Source organism: Ancylobacter pratisalsi (assembly GCF_010669125.1).
GTDB lineage: Bacteria > Pseudomonadota > Alphaproteobacteria > Rhizobiales > Xanthobacteraceae > Ancylobacter > Ancylobacter pratisalsi.
The window spans coordinates 1,578,461-1,602,223 of the sequence record NZ_CP048630.1 but is presented as its reverse complement, the minus strand read 5'-3'; the positions used below and the strand labels follow the sequence as shown (position 1 = coordinate 1,602,223).

20 protein-coding genes are annotated in these 23,763 nt (G+C 67.2%); 13 read left to right on the top strand and 7 right to left on the bottom strand.

Translation table 11 applies throughout. The features are described 5' to 3' along the window. The first annotated feature begins 58 nt into the window (after positions 1-58). The 11 genes from G3A50_RS07650 to G3A50_RS07600 all read left to right on the top strand — a co-directional run bounded on the left by G3A50_RS07650 (position 59) and on the right by G3A50_RS07600 (position 14,364). Positions 59-769, top strand: a complete 711-nt coding sequence (locus G3A50_RS07650) for a GntR family transcriptional regulator (protein WP_246252223.1) — start codon at positions 59-61, stop codon at positions 767-769. Continuing rightward, complete coding sequence (locus G3A50_RS07645; protein WP_246252404.1) at positions 769-2,040, top strand: AGE family epimerase/isomerase; 1,272 nt, start codon at positions 769-771, stop codon at positions 2,038-2,040. The genes G3A50_RS07650 and G3A50_RS07645 overlap by 1 nt, the downstream gene beginning before the upstream one ends. A gap of 35 nt (positions 2,041-2,075) precedes the next feature. Continuing rightward, positions 2,076-3,056: a C4-dicarboxylate TRAP transporter substrate-binding protein gene (locus G3A50_RS07640; RefSeq protein ID WP_163074687.1), complete on the top strand. Its 981-nt coding sequence runs from the start codon at positions 2,076-2,078 to the stop codon at positions 3,054-3,056. 64 nt (positions 3,057-3,120) lie between these two features. After that, the gene (locus G3A50_RS07635; protein WP_163074686.1) at positions 3,121-3,612 is read left to right on the top strand and encodes a TRAP transporter small permease; all 492 of its coding nucleotides are present in this window, start codon (positions 3,121-3,123) and stop codon (positions 3,610-3,612) included. Continuing rightward, complete coding sequence (locus G3A50_RS07630) at positions 3,609-4,898, top strand: TRAP transporter large permease (protein ID WP_163074685.1); 1,290 nt, start codon at positions 3,609-3,611, stop codon at positions 4,896-4,898. The genes G3A50_RS07635 and G3A50_RS07630 overlap by 4 nt, the downstream gene beginning before the upstream one ends. Positions 4,899-4,928: 30 nt before the next feature. Further along, complete coding sequence (gene uxaC / locus G3A50_RS07625) at positions 4,929-6,320, top strand: glucuronate isomerase (protein ID WP_163074684.1); 1,392 nt, start codon at positions 4,929-4,931, stop codon at positions 6,318-6,320. 274 nt (positions 6,321-6,594) lie between these two features. Continuing rightward, positions 6,595-7,476, top strand: a complete 882-nt coding sequence (locus tag G3A50_RS07620; RefSeq protein ID WP_163077419.1) for an ABC transporter substrate-binding protein — start codon at positions 6,595-6,597, stop codon at positions 7,474-7,476. Positions 7,477-7,646: 170 nt separating this feature from the next. Further along, the gene (locus G3A50_RS07615) at positions 7,647-9,302 is read left to right on the top strand and encodes an amino acid ABC transporter permease/ATP-binding protein (RefSeq protein WP_163074683.1); all 1,656 of its coding nucleotides are present in this window, start codon (positions 7,647-7,649) and stop codon (positions 9,300-9,302) included. Positions 9,303-9,362: 60 nt separating this feature from the next. Then, on the top strand, positions 9,363-10,610 hold the full coding sequence (locus G3A50_RS07610; RefSeq protein WP_163074682.1) for an acetamidase/formamidase family protein: 1,248 nt from the start codon (positions 9,363-9,365) through the stop codon (positions 10,608-10,610). Positions 10,611-10,679: 69 nt separating this feature from the next. Beyond that, positions 10,680-13,043: an acetamidase/formamidase family protein gene (locus tag G3A50_RS07605; RefSeq protein WP_163074681.1), complete on the top strand. Its 2,364-nt coding sequence runs from the start codon at positions 10,680-10,682 to the stop codon at positions 13,041-13,043. Between the two features lie 100 nt (positions 13,044-13,143). After that, on the top strand, positions 13,144-14,364 hold the full coding sequence (locus tag G3A50_RS07600; protein ID WP_163074680.1) for a pyridoxal phosphate-dependent aminotransferase: 1,221 nt from the start codon (positions 13,144-13,146) through the stop codon (positions 14,362-14,364). Positions 14,365-14,442: 78 nt separating this feature from the next. On the opposite strand, the gene G3A50_RS07595 is transcribed toward G3A50_RS07600, so the two are convergent. Genes G3A50_RS07595 through G3A50_RS07565 form a run of 7 tightly spaced genes read right to left on the bottom strand, consistent with a single transcriptional unit; the run spans position 14,443 to position 21,202 of the window. Next, positions 14,443-15,366: a dihydrodipicolinate synthase family protein gene (locus G3A50_RS07595; protein ID WP_163074679.1), complete on the bottom strand. Its 924-nt coding sequence runs from the start codon at positions 15,364-15,366 to the stop codon at positions 14,443-14,445. Positions 15,367-15,378: 12 nt separating this feature from the next. Then, a complete protein-coding gene (locus G3A50_RS07590; RefSeq protein ID WP_163074678.1) occupies positions 15,379-16,554 on the bottom strand; it encodes a M24 family metallopeptidase in 1,176 nt (391 codons plus the stop codon). 1 nt (position 16,555) lies between these two features. Further along, a complete protein-coding gene (locus tag G3A50_RS07585; RefSeq protein ID WP_163074677.1) occupies positions 16,556-17,653 on the bottom strand; it encodes a mandelate racemase/muconate lactonizing enzyme family protein in 1,098 nt (365 codons plus the stop codon). A gap of 3 nt (positions 17,654-17,656) precedes the next feature. Beyond that, positions 17,657-18,826, bottom strand: a complete 1,170-nt coding sequence (locus G3A50_RS07580) for a M20 family metallopeptidase (RefSeq protein ID WP_425483453.1) — start codon at positions 18,824-18,826, stop codon at positions 17,657-17,659. An 11-nt stretch (positions 18,827-18,837) separates the two neighbouring features. Further along, a complete protein-coding gene (locus tag G3A50_RS07575) occupies positions 18,838-19,617 on the bottom strand; it encodes an amino acid ABC transporter ATP-binding protein (protein ID WP_163077415.1) in 780 nt (259 codons plus the stop codon). 10 nt (positions 19,618-19,627) lie between these two features. After that, complete coding sequence (locus G3A50_RS07570; protein ID WP_246252219.1) at positions 19,628-20,353, bottom strand: amino acid ABC transporter permease; 726 nt, start codon at positions 20,351-20,353, stop codon at positions 19,628-19,630. 39 nt (positions 20,354-20,392) lie between these two features. Continuing rightward, positions 20,393-21,202, bottom strand: coding sequence for an ABC transporter substrate-binding protein (locus G3A50_RS07565; protein WP_163074676.1), 810 nt, complete (start codon positions 21,200-21,202; stop codon positions 20,393-20,395). A gap of 309 nt (positions 21,203-21,511) precedes the next feature. Here G3A50_RS07565 and G3A50_RS07560 point away from each other — a divergent pair, with 309 nt between their 5' ends. Together G3A50_RS07560 and G3A50_RS07555 are read left to right on the top strand one after the other, a co-directional pair. Beyond that, complete coding sequence (locus G3A50_RS07560) at positions 21,512-22,417, top strand: GntR family transcriptional regulator (protein ID WP_163074675.1); 906 nt, start codon at positions 21,512-21,514, stop codon at positions 22,415-22,417. A gap of 128 nt (positions 22,418-22,545) precedes the next feature. Then, positions 22,546-23,754 (top strand): glutamine amidotransferase-related protein, encoded by a 1,209-nt coding sequence (locus G3A50_RS07555; RefSeq protein WP_163074674.1) that lies wholly within the window; start codon positions 22,546-22,548, stop codon positions 23,752-23,754. Positions 23,755-23,763: the final 9 nt, after the last annotated feature.

The window sequence follows — 23,763 nt, the reverse complement described above, 5'->3', positions numbered from 1 at the left end:
TCCGGTATTGTTGACTAGTATGGAAGTATGTAGCTATATCCCCCTCCGGGAGGAACGGATGAGCGTAAGGCAGCAGCACTCGACGCGACTGGAAATGGGTGTGGCCGTGGGGCCGCAGCTCTACCGGCTGCTGCGCGAGCGGATCATTCGCGGCGACCTGCCTCCCGGCGCGCGCATCTCGGAAGCGGAAATCGCCGTCGGCTACAATGTGAGCCGCCAGCCCGTCCGCGAGGCCTTCATCAAGCTCGCCGAAGAATCGCTCGTCGAAGTGCGCCCGCAGCGCGGCACCTATGTGCGCCGGATCTCGGTTCCCGCCGTCATGACGGCGCGGTTCATCCGCGAGGCGGTCGAGGCCGACATCGCCCGCCAGGTGGCGCAGCATCCCAACACCGACTTCATGCGGGCGCTGCGCGTACTGATCGAGCAGCAGCGCGCGATCGCGCAGGATGCCGATCCCAGCGTGTTCCTGCGCCTCGACGAGGCCTTCCACCGCACGCTCGCCGAGGCGGCGGGCCAGGTCGCGGTCTGGGACATCCTCGAAGGGCTCAAGACCCAGATGGACCGCGTGCGCTACATCACGGCGCGCCAGCTTCCGCGCGAACGGCTTATCGACCAGCACAACGCCATCCTCGACGCCATCGAGGCCGGTGACGGCGGTGCCGCCGAGGCGGCCATGCGCAGCCATCTCAAGGAGATCATGACCGACCTGCCGCTGATCGCGCGGACCGAGCCGGAATTCTTCGACGAGCCGGTCGAGGGCGGGACGTGATGCGGGCGCACGCGGCACGCGTCGAGACCGATAGCGCCGTCATGCCCGCCGCGCCGGCGGGGAATCGCGATGCGCAGGCCTGGGCGGGCTGGTTCCGGCAGGAGCTGATGCCGTGGTGGGTGCGGCACGCGGCCGATCCGGCGTCCGGCGGCTTCGTCGATGGTCTCTCTCCAGATAACGGGGCCGGCACGCTTGTGCTCGCGCCCAAGACCTGCCTGGCGCAGGCCCGCACGCTGTTCACCCTGTCCCATCTCGCGCTCGGCGAGGCGTGTGGCGAACACCGCGCGCTGTTCGAGCAGGGCGCGCGCGCGGCCTATCGCTTCCTGCGCGATCATATGCGCGACCCGGCCACGGGCGGGTATGTGCGCGCCGTGACCCATGACGGGCGGCCGACAGGCGCGCCGGCGGATCGCGTCTCGCGCAGCTATGACCAGTCCTTCATGGTGCTGGCGCTGGCGACCTTCGGGCGGCTCGCGCCGTCCGCCGAGATCACGGCGGCACTGGACGCCTGCTGGTCGTTCATCGAAACGCGGCTGGTGGACCGGGCGACCGGGCTGCTGATCGAGGATGACAGCGTATGCGACGCGGGCGCTCCGGATGCGCCGCTGCGGGCGCAGAACCCGCACATGCACATGTTCGAGGCCGCCCTTCAGGCCTTCGAGATGACCGGCGATGCGAACTGGCTCGCCCGCGCGGATGCCCTGATGGTTCTGGCGCTGGAGCATTTTTTCGACGCCACGACCGGCAGCATCATGGAGTTTCGCGCTCCCGACCTGTCGCCCGAACCCGGGCGCGCCGGGCGGGCGCGCGAGATCGGCCACCAGTGTGAATGGGCCTGGCTGCTTCACCGCTATGCCCGGCTGGGCGGTGCCACGCCGGTGCGGGAGACCGCCGACCGGCTGATGTCGTTCGCGCAGCGGTTCGGCTTCTGCCCCTACGGGCCAATGCGCGGGGCGGCCTATGACGTGGTGACGCCCGAGGGCGGCGTAATGGCCGAGACCTTCCTGCTCTGGCCGCAGACAGAGGCCGCCAAGGCCCATGTCGCGGGCTTCGAACGGACGGGCGACCCTGAACAGGCCCGCCTGGCGCGGCAGATCGCGGTTCTCGTCTTCGAGCGCTACTTCGCCGGCCGTCCGGTGTGGTGCAACCAGCTCGATGCAGAGGCTCAGGTTCTTCAGCCGGAGGCCCTGACCCGACTTCTCTACCATGTGGCGTTGTTCGTGACGGAGGGGGAACGCCTCGGGCTTTGGCCTGTCGAACAAGGCGCGTGAGACGCGCCGTCGAAAACAGCAATGGAGGAAATCCCATGTTTCAAGGCATCAAGACCCTGAGCCTGGCCGCGACGCTGGCGACCCTGATCGCCGGGACGGCCGCTGCCGACTACAAGCTCAACCTTTCGACCTCGCAGAATTCGCAGGACCCGCTGGTCCTGGCCATGGAAAGCGCGAAGAAGAAGATCGAGGAGCGCACCAAGGGCGAGGTCAAGATCACCATCTATCCGAGCTCGCAGCTGGGCTCCGACAACGACGTGATCGAGCAGATCCGCAACGGCGCGAACATCGCCGTGCTAGTCGACGCCGGCCGCCTCGCTCCCTTCAAGAAGGAGCTCGGCATCCTCGCGGCGCCCTATCTGGTCGACGATTACAAGCAGTATGCGGCCATCACTTCCTCGCCGGTCTATGCCGGTTGGGTCGAGGACATGGCCAAGAGCACCGGCCTCAGGCTGATGAACTACAACTGGTTCCAGGGCACGCGGCAGATGTTCACCAAGAAGGCGGTGAAGAGTCCCGCCGACCTGAAGGGCGTACGCGTGCGCACCATCGATGCGCCCGGCTGGGTGGCCACCGTCAACGCGATGGGTGCCACGGCGGTCCCGATGCCCTGGTCCGAGGTCTATTCGGCGCTGCAGCTCGGCGCCATTGACGGCGCCGAGGCCCAGCTCACCGGCGCTTACGGCATCAAGCTCAACGAAGTGACCAGCGACCTTGCCTTCACCAATCACGTGCAGCTTTTCACCGGGCTGCTGACGTCGGAAGCCTGGTACCAGTCGCTGCCGGAGAACCTGCGCAAGATCGTCAATGAGGAATTCGCCGCCGCCGGCGACGAGGCCACCCGCAACACCGTCGCCAAGGGCGAAGAGGTGCTGAAGAAGATGAAGGAAGGCGGCATCGTCGTGAACGAGGTGAATGTCGACGACTTCCGCGCCCTCGTCCCGGTGGTCTACCAGCAGATGGGTCTGGAAGAGGCGCGCGCCGCGCTCCAGCCCTACATCAAGCCGGCCCAGTAAGGGTTTCCCCGACACCACCCAACCGGACAGCCAATGGTGCAGCCGCACCATTGGGGAGGGGAAGATGCTGAAGATCTTCGATCGTACCGAAGAAGTCCTGGCGCTGGTGTTCCTGGCCGGCACGGTCCTGGCCGTGCTGGTCGGGGCCGTGGGCCGCTCCATCGGCATACCCATGCCGGCGGGCCCGGAAATCGCCCAGCTCTTGCTGATCTGGACCTGCATGTTCGGTGCGGACCTGACGATCAAGCGCGGCGACCATATCCGCATCTCGGCGCTGCCCGACGCGCTGGCGCCCCGCTACCGGCGCGTGCTGATCGTGATCAGCCTGGTCAGCATTCTCGCCTTCCTCGGCTATGTCGCCTTCCTCGGATTCGAACTCGCCATGTCGAACTGGGCCCGGCCCATGGGCACGTCGGGGCTGAGCTACGCCTGGGTGACGCTGGCGCTGCCGGTCGGCTCGGTGCTGATGATCGTGTCGCTGCTGCGGCGCCTTGCCGTCCATGGCCTGCTCTACAGCCTCGAACCGGAAGCCCCGGACCAGGAGTACCCGCTGTGACCTCCGCGATGATCCTGCTTCTGGCGCTGGGCTTCATGGTTATCGGCACGCCGGTGGCGTTCGCCATCGGCATCGCCAGCCTGACCTATTTCCTGCTGCCCTCCACTTTCATGCCCGACATGGTGGCGGTGCAGCGCATCGTCGCCGCCAGCCAGTCCTTTCCGCTGCTTTCGGTCCCGCTGTTCATCCTGGTCGGGCATCTGATGAACGGCTCGGGTATCACGCCCCGCCTGACGGACCTTGCCACCACGCTCGCCGGCTGGATGCGCGGCGGCCTTGCGCAGGCCAGCCTCGTGCTGAGCGCGCTGATGGGCGGCATTTCCGGCTCCGCCGTCGCCGACGCCGCGATGCAGTCGCGGGTTCTGGGCGAGCCGATGATCCGGCGCGGCTATACGCCGGGCTTCACCGGTGCGCTGCTCTCCATCGGCGGCCTGATCACCGCGACGATCCCGCCCAGCCTCGGCCTCATCCTCTACGGCTTCCTCGGCGAGGTCTCGATTGGACGGCTGTTCGTGGCCGGCATCATGCCCGGCGTGCTGCTGACCATCGCGCTCATGCTGGCCACCGCCTGGGTGGCGCGGCGCCGGGACTACAAGCCCGAGAACGACCGCCGGCCGACCTTCGGCGAGGTGGCGACGGGTCTCCGGGCCGGCTTCTGGGCCATCCTCTTCCCGGTGTGGCTGCTGGTCGGCATCCGCTTCGGCGTCTTCACCCCCTCCGAGGCCGGCGCCTTCGCCGTGGCCTATGCCCTGTTCGTCGGCATGGTCATCTATCGCGAGCTGACGTTCGAAAAGCTGATCCACGCCCTGGTCGCCAGCGTGCGCGATATCGGCATGATCATGCTGATCATCCTGCTGTCAGGTGCCTTCGGCTATGTCATCACCTTCGAGCGTGTGCCCCAGACCATTGCGGAAGTGATGCTCGGCCTGTTCTCCAGCCAGGCGGTGCTGCTGTTCGTCATTGCCGGGTTCCTGCTCGTTTTCGGCATGCTGGTCGAGGCGACGGTGATCGTGATGCTGCTGACGCCGATCCTGGTGCCGGTGATCACCGCGGCGGGCATCGACCCGGTGCATTTCGGGCTGGTGATGATGACGCTGGTCACCTTCGGCGGCATGACGCCGCCGGTGGGCGTGTCGATGTTCACCGTCTGCGGCATCCTGAGGTGCTCCTACAAGGACTACACAGCGGAGATGGTGCCGCTCGCCGTGGCGGTGCTGGCGGTGGTGGTGATCATGATCCTGTTCCCGCAGGTCGTTCTCTTTCTGCCCGACTACGTGATGCGCTGACGGCCCGCGCCGTCGGCCTGAGGAAACGCCATGCTGTTGCATCCCGACCGTCTGCTGCCGGCTGACCCCGACACCCGCGCGCTCGCGCGGCGCCTGTTCGCCGACGTCGCGCATCTGCCGATCGTCTCGCCCCATGGCCATACCGACCCGCGCTGGTGGGGCGAAAACCCCGCCTTCGCCAACCCGGCGGAACTGTTCGTCACGCCCGACCACTATGTGGTGCGCATGCTGGTGAGCCAGGGGGTGAGCTATGAGGCGCTGGGGATCGGAGCGGGATGCGAGGCCGACCCGCGCGCGATCTGGCGCTGCTTTGCCGAGCACTATCACCTGTTCCGTGGCACGCCTTCGCGGCTGTGGATCGACCATGCGCTCTCGGAGGTGTTTGGCCTCGACGCGCGGCTCAGCCCGGCCAATGCCGACGATCATTATCATGCCATCAGCGAGCGGCTCGCCGATCCGGCCTATCGCCCGCGCGCACTGTTCGAGCGCTTCGGCATAGAGGTGATCGCCACGACCGACACCGCGCTCGACGATCTGGCCTGGCACAAGGCGGTGCGGGCGTCGGGCTGGAACGGCCGCGTGGTGCCGACCTATCGGCCCGATTCCGTCGTGGATCCCGATTTCGAGGGCTTCCGCGGCAATGTCGAGCGGCTGGGCGAGCTGGCCGGCTGCGACATCGGCACCTGGCAGGGCTATCTGGAAGCGCATGGCCGGCGGCGGGATTTCTTCCGCTCGATGGGCGCGACCGCCACCGACCACGGCCATCCCACGCCACTGACCGCCGATTTGCCGGAGGCCGAGATTTCCGCCCTCTACCAGCGCGTGCTCGGGGGCCGGGCGAATGCGGGCGAGGCCGAGCTGTTTCGCGCGCAGATGCTGACCGAAATGGCGCGCCTGTCGGCGCAGGACGGGCTGGTGATGCAGCTCCACGCCGGCTCGTTCCGCAACCACAGCGCCCATGTGTTCGGCACCTATGGACGCGACCGGGGTTTCGACATTCCCCAGCCGGTCAGCTTCACCGCCGCGCTCAAGCCGCTGCTCGACGCGGTGGGCATGGATCCCGGCCTGCGGCTCATCCTCTTCACGCTGGACGAGAGCGTCTATACGCGCGAGCTGGCGCCGCTGGCGGGCGCCTATCCCAGCCTGCTGCTGGGCCCGCCCTGGTGGTTCCACGACAGTTTCGAGGGCATCCGCCGCTACCGCGACAGCGTGACCGAGACCGCCGGCTTCATGAACACCGCCGGCTTCAACGACGATACCCGTGCGCTGTGCTCGATCCCGGCGCGCCACGATGTCAGCCGGCGCGTCGACAGCGCGTTTCTGGCCGGGCTGGTGATGACCCACCGCCTCGACGAGGACGAGGCCTTTGAGATCGCGCCGCTGCTCGCGGGTGGCCTCGCGCGTTCCGCCTACCGGCTCTGAGCCTTCCGCCGGCCCAGGGGGCGGCGCCTCGCCAAGGCTGGCAACGGCCCCGGCGCCTTGGCGCCGGAGGACTTAGCCGCCTAGAACATAGGCAAACTCTGCCTCAAAGTTGGCAGTCGCCAATCCAACAATCGGTGCGCCCGCAGACAAGTCGGCGCGGCGCGTCTGCGCGACACTGCTCTCCCGGTACCCGTCCCCGTGGCCATGCGGACGCGGAAGCAGAGGAGAAGCATCAGTGGCACGTAATCTCGACAGGCATTTCGGTGTGCGCCCGATGGGCGCCGCGCCGCGCCTCAAGGGCGCACTCTTCGCCATTCTCGCCATCGCCGTCGCAGCCGGCGCGCTGCCCCGGAAGGCCGAGGCGGCCGCCCCGGAGGCCTGCGCGGCGCTGCAGGCGAAATATCCCTCGCTGAAGGGCAAGACGCTCGTCAACGCCATCAACCCGCACACGCCGGGTTACGAGACCATCGACCCCAACAATCCGACCAACTACATCGGCTTCGACATCGATCTGGGTGAGGCGATCGGCGACTGCCTTGGCTTCAAGCTCACCTACAAGGCGGTAACCTTCGCCTCGCTGCTGACCACGCTGCAGGCCGGGCAGGCCGACATCGTGATCTCCGATATCTATGCCACCAAGGACCGCGCCAAGGCGGCGGATTTCATCACCTATCTCAAGGTGTTCGACGGCGTGCTGGTCGCCAAGGACAACCCGAAGGGCATTACCGGCATCGACATGTCGCTCTGCGGCACGGTCGCGGCCGAGAACACCGGCTATGTCGAGGTGCCGCTGATCCAGGCGCTGGAAGCCGAGTGCAAGAAGGCCGGCAAGCCGGCGCCGGAAATCCTGCTGTTCGACAATAATGCGAACTGCATCCAGGCCATCCTGGCCGGGCGCGCCGACACCTACATCAACGACGTGAACACTGTCGATGGCGCGGTGAAGGCCTATCCCGACAAGCTGTCCAAGGCCACCGCGGTCACGCTGCCCTATTCGGTCGGCATCGCCGTGCCCCGCAACAATGTCGAGTTCCGCGACGCGGTGATGGCCGCGCTGACCGAGATCCAGAAGTCCGGCATGCAGGCCGAGATGATGAAGAAGTGGAACCTGCCGACCGACCAGATGGAAGCCCCCAAGCTGGTGCTCGCCGACTGACCCTTGCCGCGTGCCCTCTCCCCCGACGGGGAGAGGGTTCCGGGGTGGTGCATTGGCGGCGGATGCCGCCGCCTTCCGTACCGGTGGCGCCCCGCGCGCCATCGCATGGCTTTTCCGCGACCGACAGTGCCGCACCGTGCCGCTCCGCCAGCGAGCCGTGAAGGACGCCGATGGATCTCTTCATTCACTATCTGAGCATGCCGTACCTTCTCGACGGGGTCGGCTACACCCTGCTTATCACCGTGCTCGGCCTTCTCGGCGGCCTCGCCATGGGCGTCGTGCTGGCCTGGATGCAACTCAGCCGCTTCCGTGCCCTCGCCATCATCGCGCGTGGCTACTCGATCATCTTCCGGGGCACGCCGCTGATCCTCCAGATGGTGTTCTGCTACAACGCGCTGCCGCTGATCGGGATCAAGCTCACCGCCATTTCCGCCGCCGGTCTCGCGCTCGCGCTCAACGAGGCGCCGTTCATCGCCGAGATCCTGCGCTCCAACGTTATCGGGGTCGATCGCGGCCAGATCAGCGCCGGACAGGCGCTGGGCATGACGCCGGCCGCGATCATGCGCCGTGTGATCGCCCCGCAGGCGATCCGCTCCATGGTGCCCGCGCTCGGCAACGAGACCGTGAGCGCGCTCAAGAACTCCTCGCTTGCCTCGGTCGTGGCGGTGCAGGAGCTGACCCTGCGCTCGACCCAGCTCGCCTCGGCGACCTTCGACTTCTTCTCCATCTTTTTCGCCTCGGGCCTGATGTATCTGGTGCTGACCGGCGCGGTCGCGGTGATCCAGATCGTCGTGGAGATGCTGCTCGACCTCGACCGCCCGCCACCGCGCGAACAGCTTTCCCGCTTCCTGCGCGCGCTGCTGCCGGGCCGGACAGAGCCCGCGCTCGCCACCGCCGGCGGCCCCATGTCCGCGCCGACGCCGCCGACGCCGCCGGACGTCGCGGGCGCGGATCCAACCGAGACCGCCACCGACCCGCTGCCGCCTGCCTCGTCCAAGGTGGCGAGCCAGACCGCGCACGGCATCGACCGCGCGGCGCGCGCGCAGCGCCTCGCCGGCAATGTGGTCGCGGTTGAGGTCCGGGGCCTTCACAAGCGCTACGGCGCGCAGACGGTGCTCGGCGGTGTCGATCTCACCGTGCGGACCGGCGAGGTCGTGGCGCTGCTCGGGCCTTCCGGTTCAGGCAAGAGCACGCTTCTGCGCTGCATCAACCGGCTCGAAGGCTGGGACGAGGGCAGCATCCGTGTCGGCGGCCAGCTGCTCGGCACCGACGAGGCCGGCCACGCCCTCTCGCCGCGCGCGACCGCGCAGATGCGCGCCAGTGTGGGCGTGGGCATGGTGTTCCAGCAGTTCAACCTGTTCGGTCACCTGTCGGCGCGGGAGAACATCGCCGGTCCGCTGCGCTGGGTACAGGGGCTCTCGCGTCTCGATGCCGACCGGCGCGCGCAGCAGCTGCTTGAGCGCGTCGGCCTTGCGCACCGCGCGGATGCGCTGCCCCGGCACCTGTCCGGCGGCCAGCAGCAGCGCGTCGCCATTGCCCGCGCGGTGGCGCCGGGCCCGAGCGTGCTGCTGCTCGACGAGCCGACTTCCGCGCTCGACCCGGAACTCGTCAGCGAGGTGCTGGAAGTGATCCAGCGCCTGGCGGTCGAAGAGGGGCTCGCCATGATCATCTCGACCCACCAGCTGCGCTTCGCGGGCGATGTCGCGGACCGCGTGGTGTTCCTCGCCGGCGGATCGATCGTGGAGGAGGGGCCGGCCGATCAGGTTCTCAACACGCCCCGCCATCCGCTCACCGCACGCTTTCTCAGCAAGATGAACGCCGAATAGGCCGCGCCGGCCGGCTCCCCCGCGTCGTCGTGTCCTGTCGTTTCCACACCGAGGTTTCCCATGACCAAGCATCACCTGCCTGCCACACCCGAGACCGTCCATTGGGGCTATTTCAGCCGCTCGCTGACACCCGTTCTGACGCTGAAGTCCGGTGACAGCGCGGTGATCGAGACCATCACCCATCATGCCAATGACGACTATGAGCGCATGATCGCGGGGGACGCGGCGGCCGAGGAGATCTTTCTCTGGACCAAGGACGCCAAGACCCTGCGCCGCCGCGGCGCCGGCCCCACCGAGGGGCCGTTCACCCATGGTGACGGCGAGGGGCTGGGGGTGCATCTGCTCACCGGGCCGATCGCGATCGAGGGCGCCGAGCCGGGCGACATCATCGAGGTGCGCGTTATCGACACCTATCCGCGCCCGAGCGCCAACCCCGGCTATGCCGGCCGCTTCTTCGGCTCCAACCCGGCGGCGAACTGGGGCTTCCAGTACAACGACCTTGTCGAGGGCCCGACGCCGCGCGAGACCGTGACCATTTACGAGCTCGACATGGCCGAGGCCGCCGTCAAGGCGCTGTACTCCTATGTGTGGACCCCCCAGACCGACCCGGACGGCATCGTTCACGCCACGATCGATTACCCCGGCGTGCGCGTCGACCATGCCACGATCACCAAGAAGAACGACGTGCTGGCGGGCATCAAGGTGCCGGCGCGGCTGCATTTCGGCACCATGGGCCTCGCTCCCGCCGAAGTGGACTGTGTCAGCACGATCCCGCCGAACTACACCGGCGGCAACATGGATGACTGGCGCATCGCCAAGGGCGCGCGGATGTACTACCCCGTCGCCGTGCCCGGCGGACTGTTCTCCTGCGGCGACGCCCATGCCTCGCAGGGCGACAGCGAGCTCTCCGGGACGGCGGTCGAGATCTCGCTCACCGGCGAGTTCGAGTTCATCCTGCACAAGAAGGCCGATCTGCCCGGGACCGTGCTGGAAGGCCTGACCCACCCGCTGCTGGAGACCGAGGACCTGTGGTCGGTCTACGGCTTCAGCGTCACCAACTACCTCGCCGAGCTCGGCCCCGACCCGCAGCAGGAAATCCTGACGCGGGGCAGCCTCGACACCGCCATGCGCGACGCCTTCCGCAAGCTGCGCCGTTTCCTGATGACGGTGCACAAGCTGTCCGAGGACGAGGCGATCTCGCTGATGTCGGTGGCGGCCGATTTCGCGGTGACCCAGGTTGTCGACGCCAACTGGGGCGTGACGGGCTCGATCCGCAAGGCGATCTTCGCCGGGCGCACCTCGGTTTAACCCGAGGTCAGGGCTGACCCCGAGGGCATGATCCTTGCTTCATCGAACCTTTAGTCCGGGGTTCGAGCCATGAATGCACAGCCGTTCACGAGCGAATCCTATTCCGAGGACGCCCGTGAGCGCGCGTGGCAGGAGGTTCTCGGGGGATTCGGTCTCCAGTCACTCGCGCCGCGCGCCGGCCTTGCCGCGCATGCGAGCGCCATGTGCCGCGTTTCCTCGCTCGGGGTCCGGCTCGGCCGGCTGTCGGCCGACGCCCCGTTGCTGCGGCCGACGCATGGAGGTGCGGGCCTGCCGCTGCTGCTCCTGCCGCTGGAAGGCGGCTCGGTGGTGCATGCGGCGGAGGGCCGTACGATCCTGCGGGCCGGGCAGCTGATCCTCGGTCCGCGCAGCGGCGATTGGCAGGTGCAGTTCCCGCGCGGGCTGCGCGCGATCGCGCTGGCGGTACCGGCAGACGTGTTTCGCGGGCGCAAGATCGCCGCGCTGCACCTGATGCAGCCGCGAATCCTCGATCCCGAGGGGCTGCCCGACGTACTGGCCCGCACCCTCCAGGCCGCGGCCGACTCGCTCGATCGCTTCTCCGAGCCGGAATGGGAAGCGGTGGCGCAGGGCGCATCTGAATTGCTGCTGGCGCTGGCCACCGAGCTTTCGGCCGACAGGATCGACACCTCGTCGAGCCGCTCGGCGCTGTTGCAGCGGCTCTATGCCACCATCGAACGGAGCCTTGCGAGCGAGAGCCTCTCCATCTCGGAGATTGCGAGCAGCGAGGGTATTTCCGAGCGCTATGTGCAGAAGCTGTTCGAGGGTACGGGCGACAGCTTCAGCCATTATGTGCGTGAGCGGCGGCTTCAGCGGGCCTGGCACGATCTCGTCAATCCGGCGGAAAGCGCGGTGCCGATCTCGGAGATCGCCTATCGGTCGGGCTTTTCGGATTCGGCGCATTTCAGCCGCCTGTTCCGCGAGCGTTTCGGACTGCCGCCGCGAGAGTTGCGCCGGCGCGAGGTCGATCGCCAAACCGCGAGCGTCGCCACCGGTGGACACCGGGGATGGCCGCAGCAGGCGCTGGTGCAGTTGCGCGCCTCGCAGGGGCGGGGCGAGGGGAGTGATCGCGCGCCCGTTGCATCCGGGCGGGAGGTGCGGCTACCGGAGCCCGCAAAAGCCCCGATCCACCACCATCTGGCGGTTGACGCGACGACGGTGCATTGGGGGTATTTCAGCCGGTCGCTCAAGCCCACCATCGAGATCGGTTCGGGCGATATCGTCACCGTCGAGACCCTGACGCAGCACGCCTCCGACGATGCGGAGCGGATGATCCGGGGCGATGTGGGCGCGGAGAGCGTGTTCCACTGGACCGCGAACGCCAAGAATGTCGACCGGCGCGGGGCCGGCCCGATGGATGCCTCGGTGTTCGGGCGCGGCGCCGGCGAGGGGTTCGGCGTGCACATCTGCACAGGGCCCATCGCCGTGCGCGGGGCCGAGCCGGGAGACGTGCTCGAGGTGCACATTCTCGACATCGCGCCGCGCCGCTCGCTGAACCCGTGCTTCGAAGGCCGCGTCTTCGGCAGCAGCGTGGCCGCGTGGTGGGGCTATCACTACTCCGAGTTCCTGGCCGAACCGCGCCCGCGCGAGACGGTGACGATCTACGAGATCTTCGCCGATACCGACGCGCCCTATGCCGAGGCCGTGCATGCCTTTCGCTGGGAGCCGCAAACCGACCCCTTCGGGGTACGCCATGCGCTCTACGATTATCCCGGCGTTCCCGTGGATCCCGGCTCGGTCACGCTGCGCACGAATGTGCTGTCGGGGGTGCGGATACCGCTGCGCCCGCATTTCGGCGTCATCGCCGTCGCCCCGCGCGAAGCGGACCTGGTCGATTCCGTGCCGCCGGCCTATTTCGGCGGAAACCTCGACAATTGGCGGCTGGGTAAGGGCGCGACCGTGTATCTGCCGGTCTCCGTGCCCGGCGCACTGCTGTCGGTCGGCGATCCCCACGCCACACAGGGCGATGGCGAACTGAGCGGCACCGCGATCGAATGTTCGATGACGGGCACCTTCCGCGTGGTGCTGCACAAGAAGGCCGATACGGCGGGAACCGTGCTCAGCGATCTGACCTACCCGCTGATCGAGACCCCCGATGACTGGATCCTGACCGGCTTCAGCCACCCCAACTATCTCGCCGAATTCGGCGCCAACGGGCAGAGCGAGGTCTACAATAAGTCCTCACTCGACCTCGCCATGCGCGATGCCTTCCGCAAGATGCGCCGCTTCCTGATGACCACGAAGGGCCTCGACGAGGACGAGGCGATTGCGCTGATGTCGGCGGCGGTGGATTTCGGTATCACCCAGGTGGTCGACGGCAATTGGGGTGTCCACGCCATCCTGAGCAAGAGGCTGTTCCAGGCTCATCGTACCTCGACGGGCGCCAGCGGCTGGTAGGGCGGGCAAGCGACGGATTCCGGCGGAATTGGCCGATCCATAATTGCACTTTTTGAAGCAATATATACAATGACGGCTTCTTGCATGAGGAGTTCGTTCGATGTCCCACGCCCGGCTTGCGCCGCGAATGAGCGGTGCCGGTTCGTCGCCCACCGCTGAAATTTCCAACAAGGTCAGGGCTTTGACGGCGCAGGGCCACGCCGTGGTCAATCTGGGCGAGGGCGAGCTGGACTTCCCGACGCCGCCAGCGATTTGCGCCGCCGGCATCGCCGCGATCGAGGACGGCGACACCAAGTACACGGCGGTTTCAGGTACGGCGGCGCTGAAGGCGGCGATACGGTCCAAGTTCGCGCGCGAGAACGCCCTCATCTACGCCGATGACGAGGTGATTGCGGGCGCTGGCGCCAAGCAGCTGATCTTCAACGCTTTCCTGGCCACGCTGGCGCCGGGGGACGAGGTGATCGTGCCCGCGCCCTATTGGGTGTCCTATCCCGATATGGTGCGTCTGGCCGAAGGCACGCCGGTCATCGTCGCCTGCACGCCGGAGCAGGGCTGGAAGCTCACGCCCGACGCGCTCGCCGCCGCCATTACCGCGCGCACGCGCTGGGTGGTGCTGAATTCGCCGAACAATCCGACCGGCGCGGTCTACAGCCCGGCGGAGATGAAGGCGCTGACCGACGTGCTGCTGGCCCATCCCGATGTGCTGGTGATGGCCGACGACATCTACGAGCATGTGCGCTTCGACTGCGCGTTCGCAACACCGGCTGCGATCGCGCCTGAACTGCGCGCGCGCACGCTGACGGTCAACGGTCTGTCAAAGGGGTATTCGATGACGGGCTGGCGCATCGGCTATGCCGGCGGTCCGGCCTGGCTGATTTCCGCCATGCAGGTGCTGCAGTCGCAGAGCACCTCGAACCCGAGCACCATCAGCCAGCGCGCCGCCATCGCGGCGCTGGAGGGCGGGCTCGGCTTCATGGCCGGGTGGCTGGACACGCTGCGCGCACGGCGCGCGATCGTGCTTGAGGCGCTGGGGCGCATTGACGGGCTCTCCAGCGACGTGCCGGAGGGTGCGTTCTATGTGTTCGCGGACTGCCGGGCGATGATCGGGGCGCGCGCGCCGGATGGGCGCGTGATCGCCAGCGATCTCGATTTCGCGACCTATCTGCTCGACGCCGCCCATGTCGGCGTGGTGCATGGCTCGGCCTTCGGCACGCCCGGCTATATCCGCATCGCCTATGCGGTGGACACCGACACGCTGCGCGCCGCCTGCGGCCGGATCGAACAGGCCTGCCACGCGCTGTCACGCAAGGCGGCGGCCTGAGCGTCACTCAGGTTGCGGCAACGAAAAAGCCCGGCGGTGATCCCGCCGGGCTTTTGTTTTGTTCCGATGAATTCCGGCTCAGGCCTTCAGCGTCACGCCGGTGTGCGGATCGGCGGCGAGCGCCTGCATCATGCTCGCGACCTCGGCGGTCGCGACGGCGTCGAGATCGCGCAGCGGCAGGCGCACCTTGCCGCCATCGAAGCCGCGCAGGTTCATCGCCGCCTTGACCATCTGCGGCTGGCCGTGGCGCCGCGCCAGTTCGCGGAAGGCGTACCAGGACTTGTGCAGCTCGCGCGCGGTGTTGGCATCACCCGCCTCCAAAGCGCGATAGGTGGCGAGGATGACCTCGGGCAGCGCGCAGGAATTGGTCGAGGAGATGCCGTCGAATCCCGCCATCATCGGGCCGAGGAAGGCCAGGTCGGAGGCGCAGAACAGCTTGATGCGCCCGCCGAGGCGGTTGGCGATCTTGTCGATAGCGGTCACCGCCAGCTCGCCCTGCTTGATGCCGACGACACCGGGAATGCCGGCGAGCTGTTCGATCAGCTCCGGCGTCAGGGTGATGCCGATGCCGGGGGCGTTGTAGATCAGGATCCCGGTTTTCGAGAGCGGCGCCATGTCCTTGAAGAACGCCGTAATCTGGCCGTCGGTGACCTCGGAGACGTAGGGCGGTGTCACCATCGGCAGGCCGCCGAGATCGCCGGCGAGCTGGGTCAGCTCGCGCGCGGTGCGCGCGTCCGAGGCAGCCGAGCACAGCATCACGGGCACGCGGTCGCCGACCACGTCCATCACCGTGCGGAACAGCTCCGCCCGCTCGTCCGGCGACATGGCGGGGAACTCGCCATAGGTGCCGCCGATCAGGATGCCGTCATAGCCGAGCCCGATGACGCGCTCGACGGAGCGGGCAAGGCCGGCCTTGTCGATGGCGCCGTCCGCAAGGAACGGCGTGACGGTGATGTTGAAGATGCCGGCGAGGCGCGCGCGGCATTCCACCATGTCTTTCATGATTCAGGCCTTTCAGGCGGGGATCTGGACCAGCGCGCGATCAAGCGTGCCAAGCACGCGGCAGCCGGTTTCGGTGACGACGATGGTTTCGCTGACGCCCACGGTGAACTGGCCGTAGATGCGCAGGGCCGGCGGCAGGTGGAAGGTCATGCCGGGCGCGAGCGGCGTCTTGACGCCGGCGTTCAGGCTGAGAATGCCGCCCTCGCCCCAGTCCGGCGCGAAGGAAATACCGACGCTGTAGCCGAGCCGCTTGCGGAAATTGTCGGTGTAGCCCGCGGCGTCGATGATCTTCTGCCCGACGATATGGGGCACCTCGCAGGCCACGCCCGGCTTGATTGAATCCAGCGCCGCGGCAAGCACCTCCTGGCAGACCTTCATCATGTCGAGCGCCTCGGCGGGCGGCGTGCCGAGCCAGGCCGAGCGCATCAGCGCGGCATGGTAGCGGTCATGGCTGGCGGCCATTTCGAGGAAGGCGGGATCGCCCGCCTCAAGCCGCCGCCGCTTCCAGGTGCCGTGCGGCACACCGCAGCGCGGGCCCGAAGAGACAAGCGGCTCCATGCCCATATATTCCGAGCCCGTCGCGATCGCCGCGCCCATCATGGCGGCGACGATGTCGTTCTCGGTGTTGCCCACGCGGACGGCGGCGAGGCCGGCCTTGAGGCCTTCATCCACATAGGCGGCGGAGCGGGCGAGCTTCTCAACCTCCAGTGGCGACTTCACCATGCGCAGCTTTTCCACGACGCCCGCGGCGTCATGCACCGTGCCCAGCGCGGTCTGGAGCGCCTCATAAGTGGCGATCGGCAGGAACCAGCCGCGCTTGTCGATGGCGACGCGCTTGCCCTTCAGGCCTCGGCTCTCGATCAGCGCGACGAGGAAGCGGATGGGGTCGTCGGTGTCCTGGTAGATCGAGGCATCGGTGATGAAGGTGTTGGCGACGAAGTTGAAATACTCGAGCTGGCGCACCACGAAGAAGGGCTCGCCCTCGACCGGCAGCACCAGAGCCTGGAAGGTGTAATAGCCCGGCGTCTGCTGGCCGGTGAGATAGAAGATGTTCTCCGGGCCGGTGACGATCATCACGTCGAGACCCGCCTCCGCGAGACCCTGACGGGCCTTGGCGACTCGCGCGTCGTATTCGGCCTTGGGGAAGGCGGTTTCCTGTCCCTGGACCACGCTGGCGGTGGCGTTCATTTTATGAGAACTCCCTGATGAGATGGGTCGTCGATGCATCGAAGCGAAGGCCGAGACCCGGCAGGCCGGGCGCGATGACGCGCCCGTCGCCATAGGTGAGGCCGGTAGCGGGGTCGTCGACGAGGCCGTCGGCGCCATAGAGCTCGGCAAAGCGCGGTTGGGTGGCGCAGGCCAGATGGAGCGCGGCGGCGGTGGCAAGCCCGCCCTCGTTCATCTGGCCGATCATGAAGGGCACGTCGGCCCCGGCAAGCTGCCGGGCCGCCTGGAGCGCGGGCGTGAGGCCGCCGAGCTTCACCAGCTTCAGATGGGCCATCAGTCCGTTGCCGACCTCGGCGATGCGGCGCACGTCGTCGAGCCCCTTCACGCTTTCGTCGAGCATCACCGGGACCGGGCTCGCCTTGGCGAGAAGGTCCAGCGCCGCCCAGTCGCCGGGAGCAATGGGCTGCTCGACATAGGCGAGGTCGAAGCGGGCGAGCTGTTCGAGATGAACAATGGCGGTCGGCAGGTCCCAGGCGCCGTTGGCGTCGGCGGCGAGCTTCACTCCCGTTCCGAAGCGCTCGCGCAGCAGCGCCACGCGGCGCAGATCGTCCTCGATGTCGCCGGCACCGATGCGGATCTTGAGATCGGTGAAACCACGGGCGACATAGGCCTCGGCGCGGGCCAGGAAGGCGCTGTCGGACGAGACGAAAAGCGTCTGGTTGGTGGCGTGAGCGAACATGTCCGCGGGCGGGGCGCCCAGATGGACCGCGAGCGGCACACCGGCCTGTTTCGCAACCAGGTCGTGCAGCGTGCAATCGATCAGTGTGCGCACCGGCGCGCTCGCCTCAACGAAGGCGGCGGGTGGCTCAGCGAGCAGCGAGGTGCCATTGCGAGCAAGGTCCAGCCGGGCAATGACATCCACGGCTTCGGCCAACACCGTCTCTGCCGCCAGGCCGTTGAGATAGGCGATGTTGATGCGCACTTCGCCGACGGCAACCGCGTCGGGCGCCTCCAGCCGCAGGAACAGCGTGTCGAGTCCTTCGATACGACCGGAAGAGGCGGTGTGCAGCACCAGCCCTCCGCCATAGGTCAACAGCGCGCGATGGAGTGAGGCCCGCATGGTTCAGCCCGCCAGCATGGCCTTGGCGATGTCGCGATAGATCAGGCTCGACACCGCAAATTCGTCCGCCGGCACGAATTCGTCGGCCTTGTGGGCCACGGACAGCGAGCCCGGTCCGATCACCACGCCTTCGGCGCCGGTGGAGCGGAAATGAACTAGATCGCACGCGCCCTGGAAGCCGAAGGGGCCCGGCTCGGCAATGGCATGGGCACGGCAGGCGGCAAGACTCGCCAGCACGATTGGGCGATCGGGCGCGGTCTCGGTGGCCCCGCCGGTGGTCGGCTTCCACTCGATGATCTCGGTGCGCAGGCCGGTGCGCTCATGGGCAAGGCGCAGCATCGCGGCGATGTCGGCCTTTACCGCGTCTTCGTCCTCGCCGGGCACCAGCCGCCGGTCGAGCAGCAACTCGCAGGCGCCGGGCAGCACATTGTCGGCATGGCCGCCATGGATGCGCGTGACCGTGAGGCTGGCGCTCCCGACAAGGGGATGGCTGCGGTGGCGCACATCGTTCTCATGCGTCTGCGCGATGAGGGAGAGCAGTTCACCCGCGCGGTAGATCGCGTTCTCGCCCAGATGCGGCGAGCCTGAATGCGCGGGAACGCCAAGCACCCGGACCAGCGGGCGCAGGCTTCCCTTGTGGGCGGAATAGACCGTGTTGGACGTCGGTTCACCGACGACCGCGAAATCGATGTGGGGCTTGCGCGACGCATAGAGCTTGGCGCCTTCGCTGGCGATCTCCTCGTCGGCGACGAAGACGGCGAGCAGCGTGCCGGACCAGGCGGCGCGGTCGGCGGCCAGCAGGCGCACCGCTTCCAGCATGGCGGCGAGGGGACCCTTGCAGTCGCAGGCGCCGCGACCATAGAGCCTGCCCTCGCTCTCGCGCAGAACGAAGGGGTCCGAACTCCAGCCCTCACCCGCCGGCACGACATCCATATGCGTGTTGAAGGCGAACACCGGGCCGGGGCCATTGGCGAGCTTCGCCTCGATGTTCACCCGGCCGGGCTTGAACTCATCGAACACGACCTCGAAGCCCAGCGGGGCCAGCTGGTCGCGCACATAGAGCGCGACCTCGAACTCGCGCCCCGGCGGGTTCTCGCTGCGAAGCGCCACCAACTCGGCGAGCTGGCGCTTCAGGCGGGCGATATCCGGAGCGGCGGACACGGAACGGGACATGGGGGCACTCATCAATGCAGGATCTGGTCGAGGAATCGCTGGGCGCGTTCATTGACCGAGCCGCCGAAAAAGGCCTCGCTGGCGGCGGTCTCGACGATCTTTCCGTCTTCCATGAACACGATCTTGTCGGCGGCGCGCCGCGCGAAGCCCATCTCATGGGTGACCACAAGGCTGGTCATGCCCTCGGCGCTGAGATCCGCCATGACGTCGAGCACTTCGCGGATCATCTCAGGGTCGAGCGCGGAGGTGGGCTCGTCGTAGAGCATCAGCTTGGGCTTCATCGCCAGTGCGCGCGCGATGGCGACGCGTTGCTGCTGGCCGCCGGAAAGCTCGTCGGGGAAGGCTTCCGCCTTGTCGGGTATGCGCACCTTGCGCAGCAGGTCGAGCGCGACGTCATGGGCGTCGGCGCGCGAGAGACCGAGCACTTTCATCGGCGCCAGCATGATGTTCTGGGCCGCGTTGAGGTGCTGGAACAGCTCGAAATTCTGGAACACCATGCCGATCTCGCGACGGATGCGCGGGGCGTGGGCGAGGTCGCGGGTTATGTTGGCGCCCTCGAAGAAGATGTCCCCGCCATCGGCCGGCTCCAGCAGGTTGATGCAGCGCAGCAGCGTCGACTTGCCCGAGCCCGAGGGACCGATCAGCACCAGGGTCTCGCGGCGCGAGACACCGAGCGAGCAGCCCTTGAGCGCCTTGAAGTGGCCGAACTGCTTCTCGACGCCGACCATTTCAAGCAGCAGTTCGTCCGGGCGGGTCGTGGTCCGAGTCGTGTCATGTTCGGGGTGTGGCATGTGGGTTTCCTCAGCGGACATCCGCCCTCTCCGCTGCCATGAGGAGCCTGTCGAGCAGCGGGCGCTTCTCGCGACGGCGCCTCTTGGGGTCCAGACTGCGCTCCAGCATGGCTTGCAGCACCATGAAGATCGTCGTCAGCGCGAGGTAGTAGACGCCGGCGGCGGTGAGCGCTTCGAGATAGCGGAACGAGGCACTGGCGGTCTGGTTGGCGACGAGGAGGAGCTCCTCGACGGCGATGACCGAGACCAGCGCGCTGGTCTTCAGCATGCCGATCATCTGGTTGCCCATCGGCGGCAGCACGATGCGGGCGGCCTGGGGCAGCACGATGAAGCGCATCATCTGCGTGGTGGTGAGCCCGAGCGCGAGGCCCGCGGTGCGCTGGCCCTTCTTCACCGCGTCGAGGCCCGAGCGCAGGATCTCCGCCATATAGGCGCCCTCGTTCAGCGCCAGCGCGATCACCGCGCTGAGGAAGGCGGACAGGCGTATGCCGAAGCTCGGCAGCACGTTGTAAATGAAGATGATCTGGAACAGCACCGGCGTGCCGCGGAACAGCCAGACATAGATCAGCGTGAAGACTTGCAGGGGGCGCAGCTGCGTCTCCTGCATCAGGGCGATGACGAGGCCGGCGATGATGCCAAAGAACAGTGCGGTGACCGTGATGAGCAGGGTCAGCGCCGCACCGTGGAAGAAGGCGGGCGAGACGATGTATTCGAACACCAGATCGAGTGACATCATGCGCGTCTTCTCCTGTGCTGGGATACCGCCGGCATGCGATCAGTTGAAGATCGATACGGTGGCGGGCAGCTGCCACTTCGCGATGAGCGCCTTGTAGGTGCCGTCGTCGACGATCTCCTTCAGCGCGGCCTTGAGCGCCTCCTGCATCGCCGTGTCGCCCTTGCGGGTGGCCATGCCGACCGAGGTGTTGGATTCGAATTCCTCACCGACCGCCAGGAACACGTCCGGCAGCTTCTCCATCAGCGTGATCGAGCCGGGGGTGGAATCGTAGTAGGCGTCGGCGCGGCCCTGGCGCAGGGTCAGGGCGGAATCCTGTGCGGTCGGCAGCGTCAGCACGGTGACGGCCGGCAGGCCCTTGTCCTGGCAGCGCTTGTCGTCGGCGCGGGCCTGGCTCTCCTGGATGCCGCCGAGGGTGACGGCGATGGACTTGCCGCAAAGCGAATCGTCGCGGCCGGTGATCTTGGCCGGATTGCCGGCCTGCACGATCACCCGGTTGCCGATCTTGAGGTAGGGCACGAAGTCGACCTGCTCGGCGCGGGCCGGGTTCATGTACATCGCCGAGTTGATGATATCGATGCGTTTGCCCTGAAGCGCCGGGATCAGGCCCTTGAACTCCATGTTCATCGCCTTCGGCGTGGCGCCGAGCTTCTTGGACAGGGCATCGATCAGGTCGATGTCGAAGCCGGTGAGCTTGCCGTCTTTCTGGAACTCGAACGGCGCGAAAGTGGCGGCGACGCCATAGGTGAGGGCGCCCGCCTCGACGAGGCCGGTCTTGGGAAGCTCGGCGGCGCCGGCGGCGTGCATCAGCCCGAGCGGAAGGACGAGGGCAGCGACGAATGTGCGAAGCATGTTGGTCCCCTGGGTATGATCTGGATGGCTCTGGTTGCTCAAAGTGTCTTGTGACTTGATTGCACTTTATGAGACTATTTATACAAAACCGATCCGGCACACTGTCAAGCGTGCGCTTTATGAGGTGCCGCTCAAATGATAGGCAATCGCTGATGAAAAATGAGGATTCGCAGGCCGCGCGGCGGACGGCGCATGTGGGTCGCGCGATGCCATTTTGCGGCCAGGACGCCGCAGGGAAAGCGAAGGGGCTTGCTCGCCGCAGTTGCGATATTGTATGCGAAGATGGATTACATACAAAATTGGTGGTCAATGGCGCGTAGTCCAAGCCAGAGCCGTTTTCGTCTGGCGAACCAGATTCTTGAAGTGGTGCGGGAGGGGCGCTTCGAGGTTGGCCATCATCTGCGCGAGCAGCAGTTCGGCGACCTGCTGCAGGTGTCGCGCACGCCGGTGCGGGCTGCCCTTTCGCTGCTCGCCGAACACGGGGTTGTCGAAGCGCGGCGCAATCAGGGGTTCTTCCTGAAGGCGACACCCGAGGAACTGCACCGCTTCAGCCTGGAGGTGCCTCTCAGCGCCGACCAGGATCTCTACAGCGATATCGTGCAGGACCGGCTGGCCGACCGCCTGCCGGCCTCCTTTACCCAGACCGAGATCGCCAAACGCTACGATGTGGACCGGGCGCTGCTGCAGCGGACCCTCTCGCGCCTTGTCGATGACGGCCTTCTGGAGCGCAATGCCGGGCGCGGCTGGACTTTCCTGCCCACGCTCGACACCGGACTGGCGCTGCAGAACAGCTATGATTTCCGCACGATCATCGAACCGCAGGGACTTTTGCTGCCGACCTTCCGGCCCGAAGCCGCGGCGCTGGAGCGGCTTCGGATCCAGCACCTCTATCTTGAGACGCACCCGCGCATCGGCACGGTGGACGCGCGCCAGTTGTTCGATACCGACGCGCACTTTCACGAGACGATTGCCGGTTTCAGCGGCAACGTGTTCCTGCTTCAGGCGATCCAGCAGCAGAACCGGCTGCGGCGCCTGCTTGAATTCGGTGGCTATGTGAACCGTCGGCGCGTGCGCGACTGGTGCCGCGAACATCTGGCCATCCTCGACGCGGTCGCCGCCGGTGATCAGGCCGCCGCCGCCGAGGTCATGCGTGCCCATCTCACCAATGCTTACTCGGCTGTCCCCACCTTCGAGGATAAGGTCCGGCGCGCCTGACGGCGTGGACGTGGGGGTGGGCGTCGGGTAGCCGAGGGCCAGGGCGAAGCGCGAAAGGGCTCGCTTGGCGACCGTTGGTATACCGATTAAGAACCATTGCCGCGCTCAAGGCTTCAGCCGAGGACCCGATGACCATCCTGCTCGTTGTTCATGAGACGACCCTGCCGGCCGTTGATGGCATGATCGCCGGTGAGTTCGCCGCCGAGCGGGGGGCGGTGTTTACGATTCTGGCAGGCGCCGGTGCCGGCCATGCCCGCTTTGACTGCGTGCAGCATGTCCTCGCTCACGGCGAGCTTGCGCCCAATGGCGTGCTCTGGGCCGAGCGGGCGGGCGGCCGGCCGATCGCCGCGCCGGTCGACCGTGGCGCGGTTTTTCGCCTGCCGGGCACGGTTGTGGTGCCGATAAATCCTTATCTGCCGGCTCATCGTGAGGCGCAGGCCCGCATTCAGGTCACGGCGGAGCGGGCGGGGCGGCCGGTCGAAATCTATGAGGTGCATGAGGCCGGCGAGGTTTTCGAACTGCGGGCGGCGGGACGGCCTGAGGTGGTTGCCGCGTGGCGGCGCGATGAGTATGGACGCCCGCTGCCCGCCTCGCAGGTTTCGAGGATGGCGGGAGCGCGCGAACTGAAGGTGCTCATCGTTGGCGATGAGGTCCTGCAGCGCGAGGTCTACCCGGCCAATCTCGCCGCGCTGGGCGATGCGGCTGAAGCGTTCGGCGTTGATCTGTCAGTGGTTTTCGTCGATCCGCGCGACGAGCCGACGCCTGTCTGGGACCGGCTTCTCGCCGGTGTCGACGGGCTGTTGCTGCCCGGCGGTTCGGACATGGAGCAGGTGCGCGGGCAGGTCGAGGCCGCGCGCGCGGCGATCCGCCGGGATGTTCCGACGGTGGGGCTTTGCCTGGGGATGCAGACCATGGCGACGGCGGTGGCGCAGGAAATCTGCGGCATGAACGACGCCAATCTCGCCGAGGCCGACCCGCAGGCGCAGACCAAGACCTTCGTGCGCTTCGACGACCCGTTCGGGCGGCCCGAGCACCGGCTGGGGCTTCAGTCGTGCCGGCTTCTGCCCGGCAGCCGACTTGCCGTGCTGACGGGCGGCATCGAGACGCTCGATGTGCACTACAATCATCGCTTCATGCTGGATCCGGCGTTGGAGGGGCGGCTCGAAGGCGCGGGTCTCGCGATCTCCGGGCGGCCTTTTGAGCGCGACTTCGCGGACGCTGTCGAACTGCCGGGACTGCGCTTCTTCATCGGCATGCAGGGGCATCCCGAACTCGCCAGCGGGCGCGGCCGGCCGCATCCGCTGCTGGTCGGTTTCCTCGCCGCGATGGCCTCCTGACGGCGCCCC

Bases quoted from the DNA above. Each gene is read 5' to 3' on its own strand.
- G3A50_RS07650 (WP_246252223.1), top strand. From the start codon at position 59: ATGAGCGTAAGGCAGCAGCACTCGACGCGACTGGAAATGGGTGTGGCC.
- G3A50_RS07645 (WP_246252404.1), top strand. From the start codon at position 769: ATGCGGGCGCACGCGGCACGCGTCGAGACCGATAGCGCCGTCATGCCC.
- G3A50_RS07640 (WP_163074687.1), top strand. From the start codon at position 2,076: ATGTTTCAAGGCATCAAGACCCTGAGCCTGGCCGCGACGCTGGCGACC.
- G3A50_RS07635 (WP_163074686.1), top strand. From the start codon at position 3,121: ATGCTGAAGATCTTCGATCGTACCGAAGAAGTCCTGGCGCTGGTGTTC.
- uxaC (WP_163074684.1), top strand. From the start codon at position 4,929: ATGCTGTTGCATCCCGACCGTCTGCTGCCGGCTGACCCCGACACCCGC.
- G3A50_RS07620 (WP_163077419.1), top strand. From the start codon at position 6,595: ATGGGCGCCGCGCCGCGCCTCAAGGGCGCACTCTTCGCCATTCTCGCC.
- G3A50_RS07615 (WP_163074683.1), top strand. From the start codon at position 7,647: ATGGATCTCTTCATTCACTATCTGAGCATGCCGTACCTTCTCGACGGG.
- G3A50_RS07610 (WP_163074682.1), top strand. From the start codon at position 9,363: ATGACCAAGCATCACCTGCCTGCCACACCCGAGACCGTCCATTGGGGC.
- G3A50_RS07605 (WP_163074681.1), top strand. From the start codon at position 10,680: ATGAATGCACAGCCGTTCACGAGCGAATCCTATTCCGAGGACGCCCGT.
- G3A50_RS07600 (WP_163074680.1), top strand. From the start codon at position 13,144: ATGTCCCACGCCCGGCTTGCGCCGCGAATGAGCGGTGCCGGTTCGTCG.
- G3A50_RS07595 (WP_163074679.1), bottom strand. From the start codon at position 15,366: ATGAAAGACATGGTGGAATGCCGCGCGCGCCTCGCCGGCATCTTCAAC.
- G3A50_RS07590 (WP_163074678.1), bottom strand. From the start codon at position 16,554: ATGAACGCCACCGCCAGCGTGGTCCAGGGACAGGAAACCGCCTTCCCC.
- G3A50_RS07585 (WP_163074677.1), bottom strand. From the start codon at position 17,653: ATGCGGGCCTCACTCCATCGCGCGCTGTTGACCTATGGCGGAGGGCTG.
- G3A50_RS07580 (WP_425483453.1), bottom strand. From the start codon at position 18,826: ATGTCCCGTTCCGTGTCCGCCGCTCCGGATATCGCCCGCCTGAAGCGC.
- G3A50_RS07575 (WP_163077415.1), bottom strand. From the start codon at position 19,617: ATGCCACACCCCGAACATGACACGACTCGGACCACGACCCGCCCGGAC.
- G3A50_RS07570 (WP_246252219.1), bottom strand. From the start codon at position 20,353: ATGATGTCACTCGATCTGGTGTTCGAATACATCGTCTCGCCCGCCTTC.
- G3A50_RS07565 (WP_163074676.1), bottom strand. From the start codon at position 21,202: ATGCTTCGCACATTCGTCGCTGCCCTCGTCCTTCCGCTCGGGCTGATG.
- G3A50_RS07560 (WP_163074675.1), top strand. From the start codon at position 21,512: ATGGCGCGTAGTCCAAGCCAGAGCCGTTTTCGTCTGGCGAACCAGATT.
- G3A50_RS07555 (WP_163074674.1), top strand. From the start codon at position 22,546: ATGACCATCCTGCTCGTTGTTCATGAGACGACCCTGCCGGCCGTTGAT.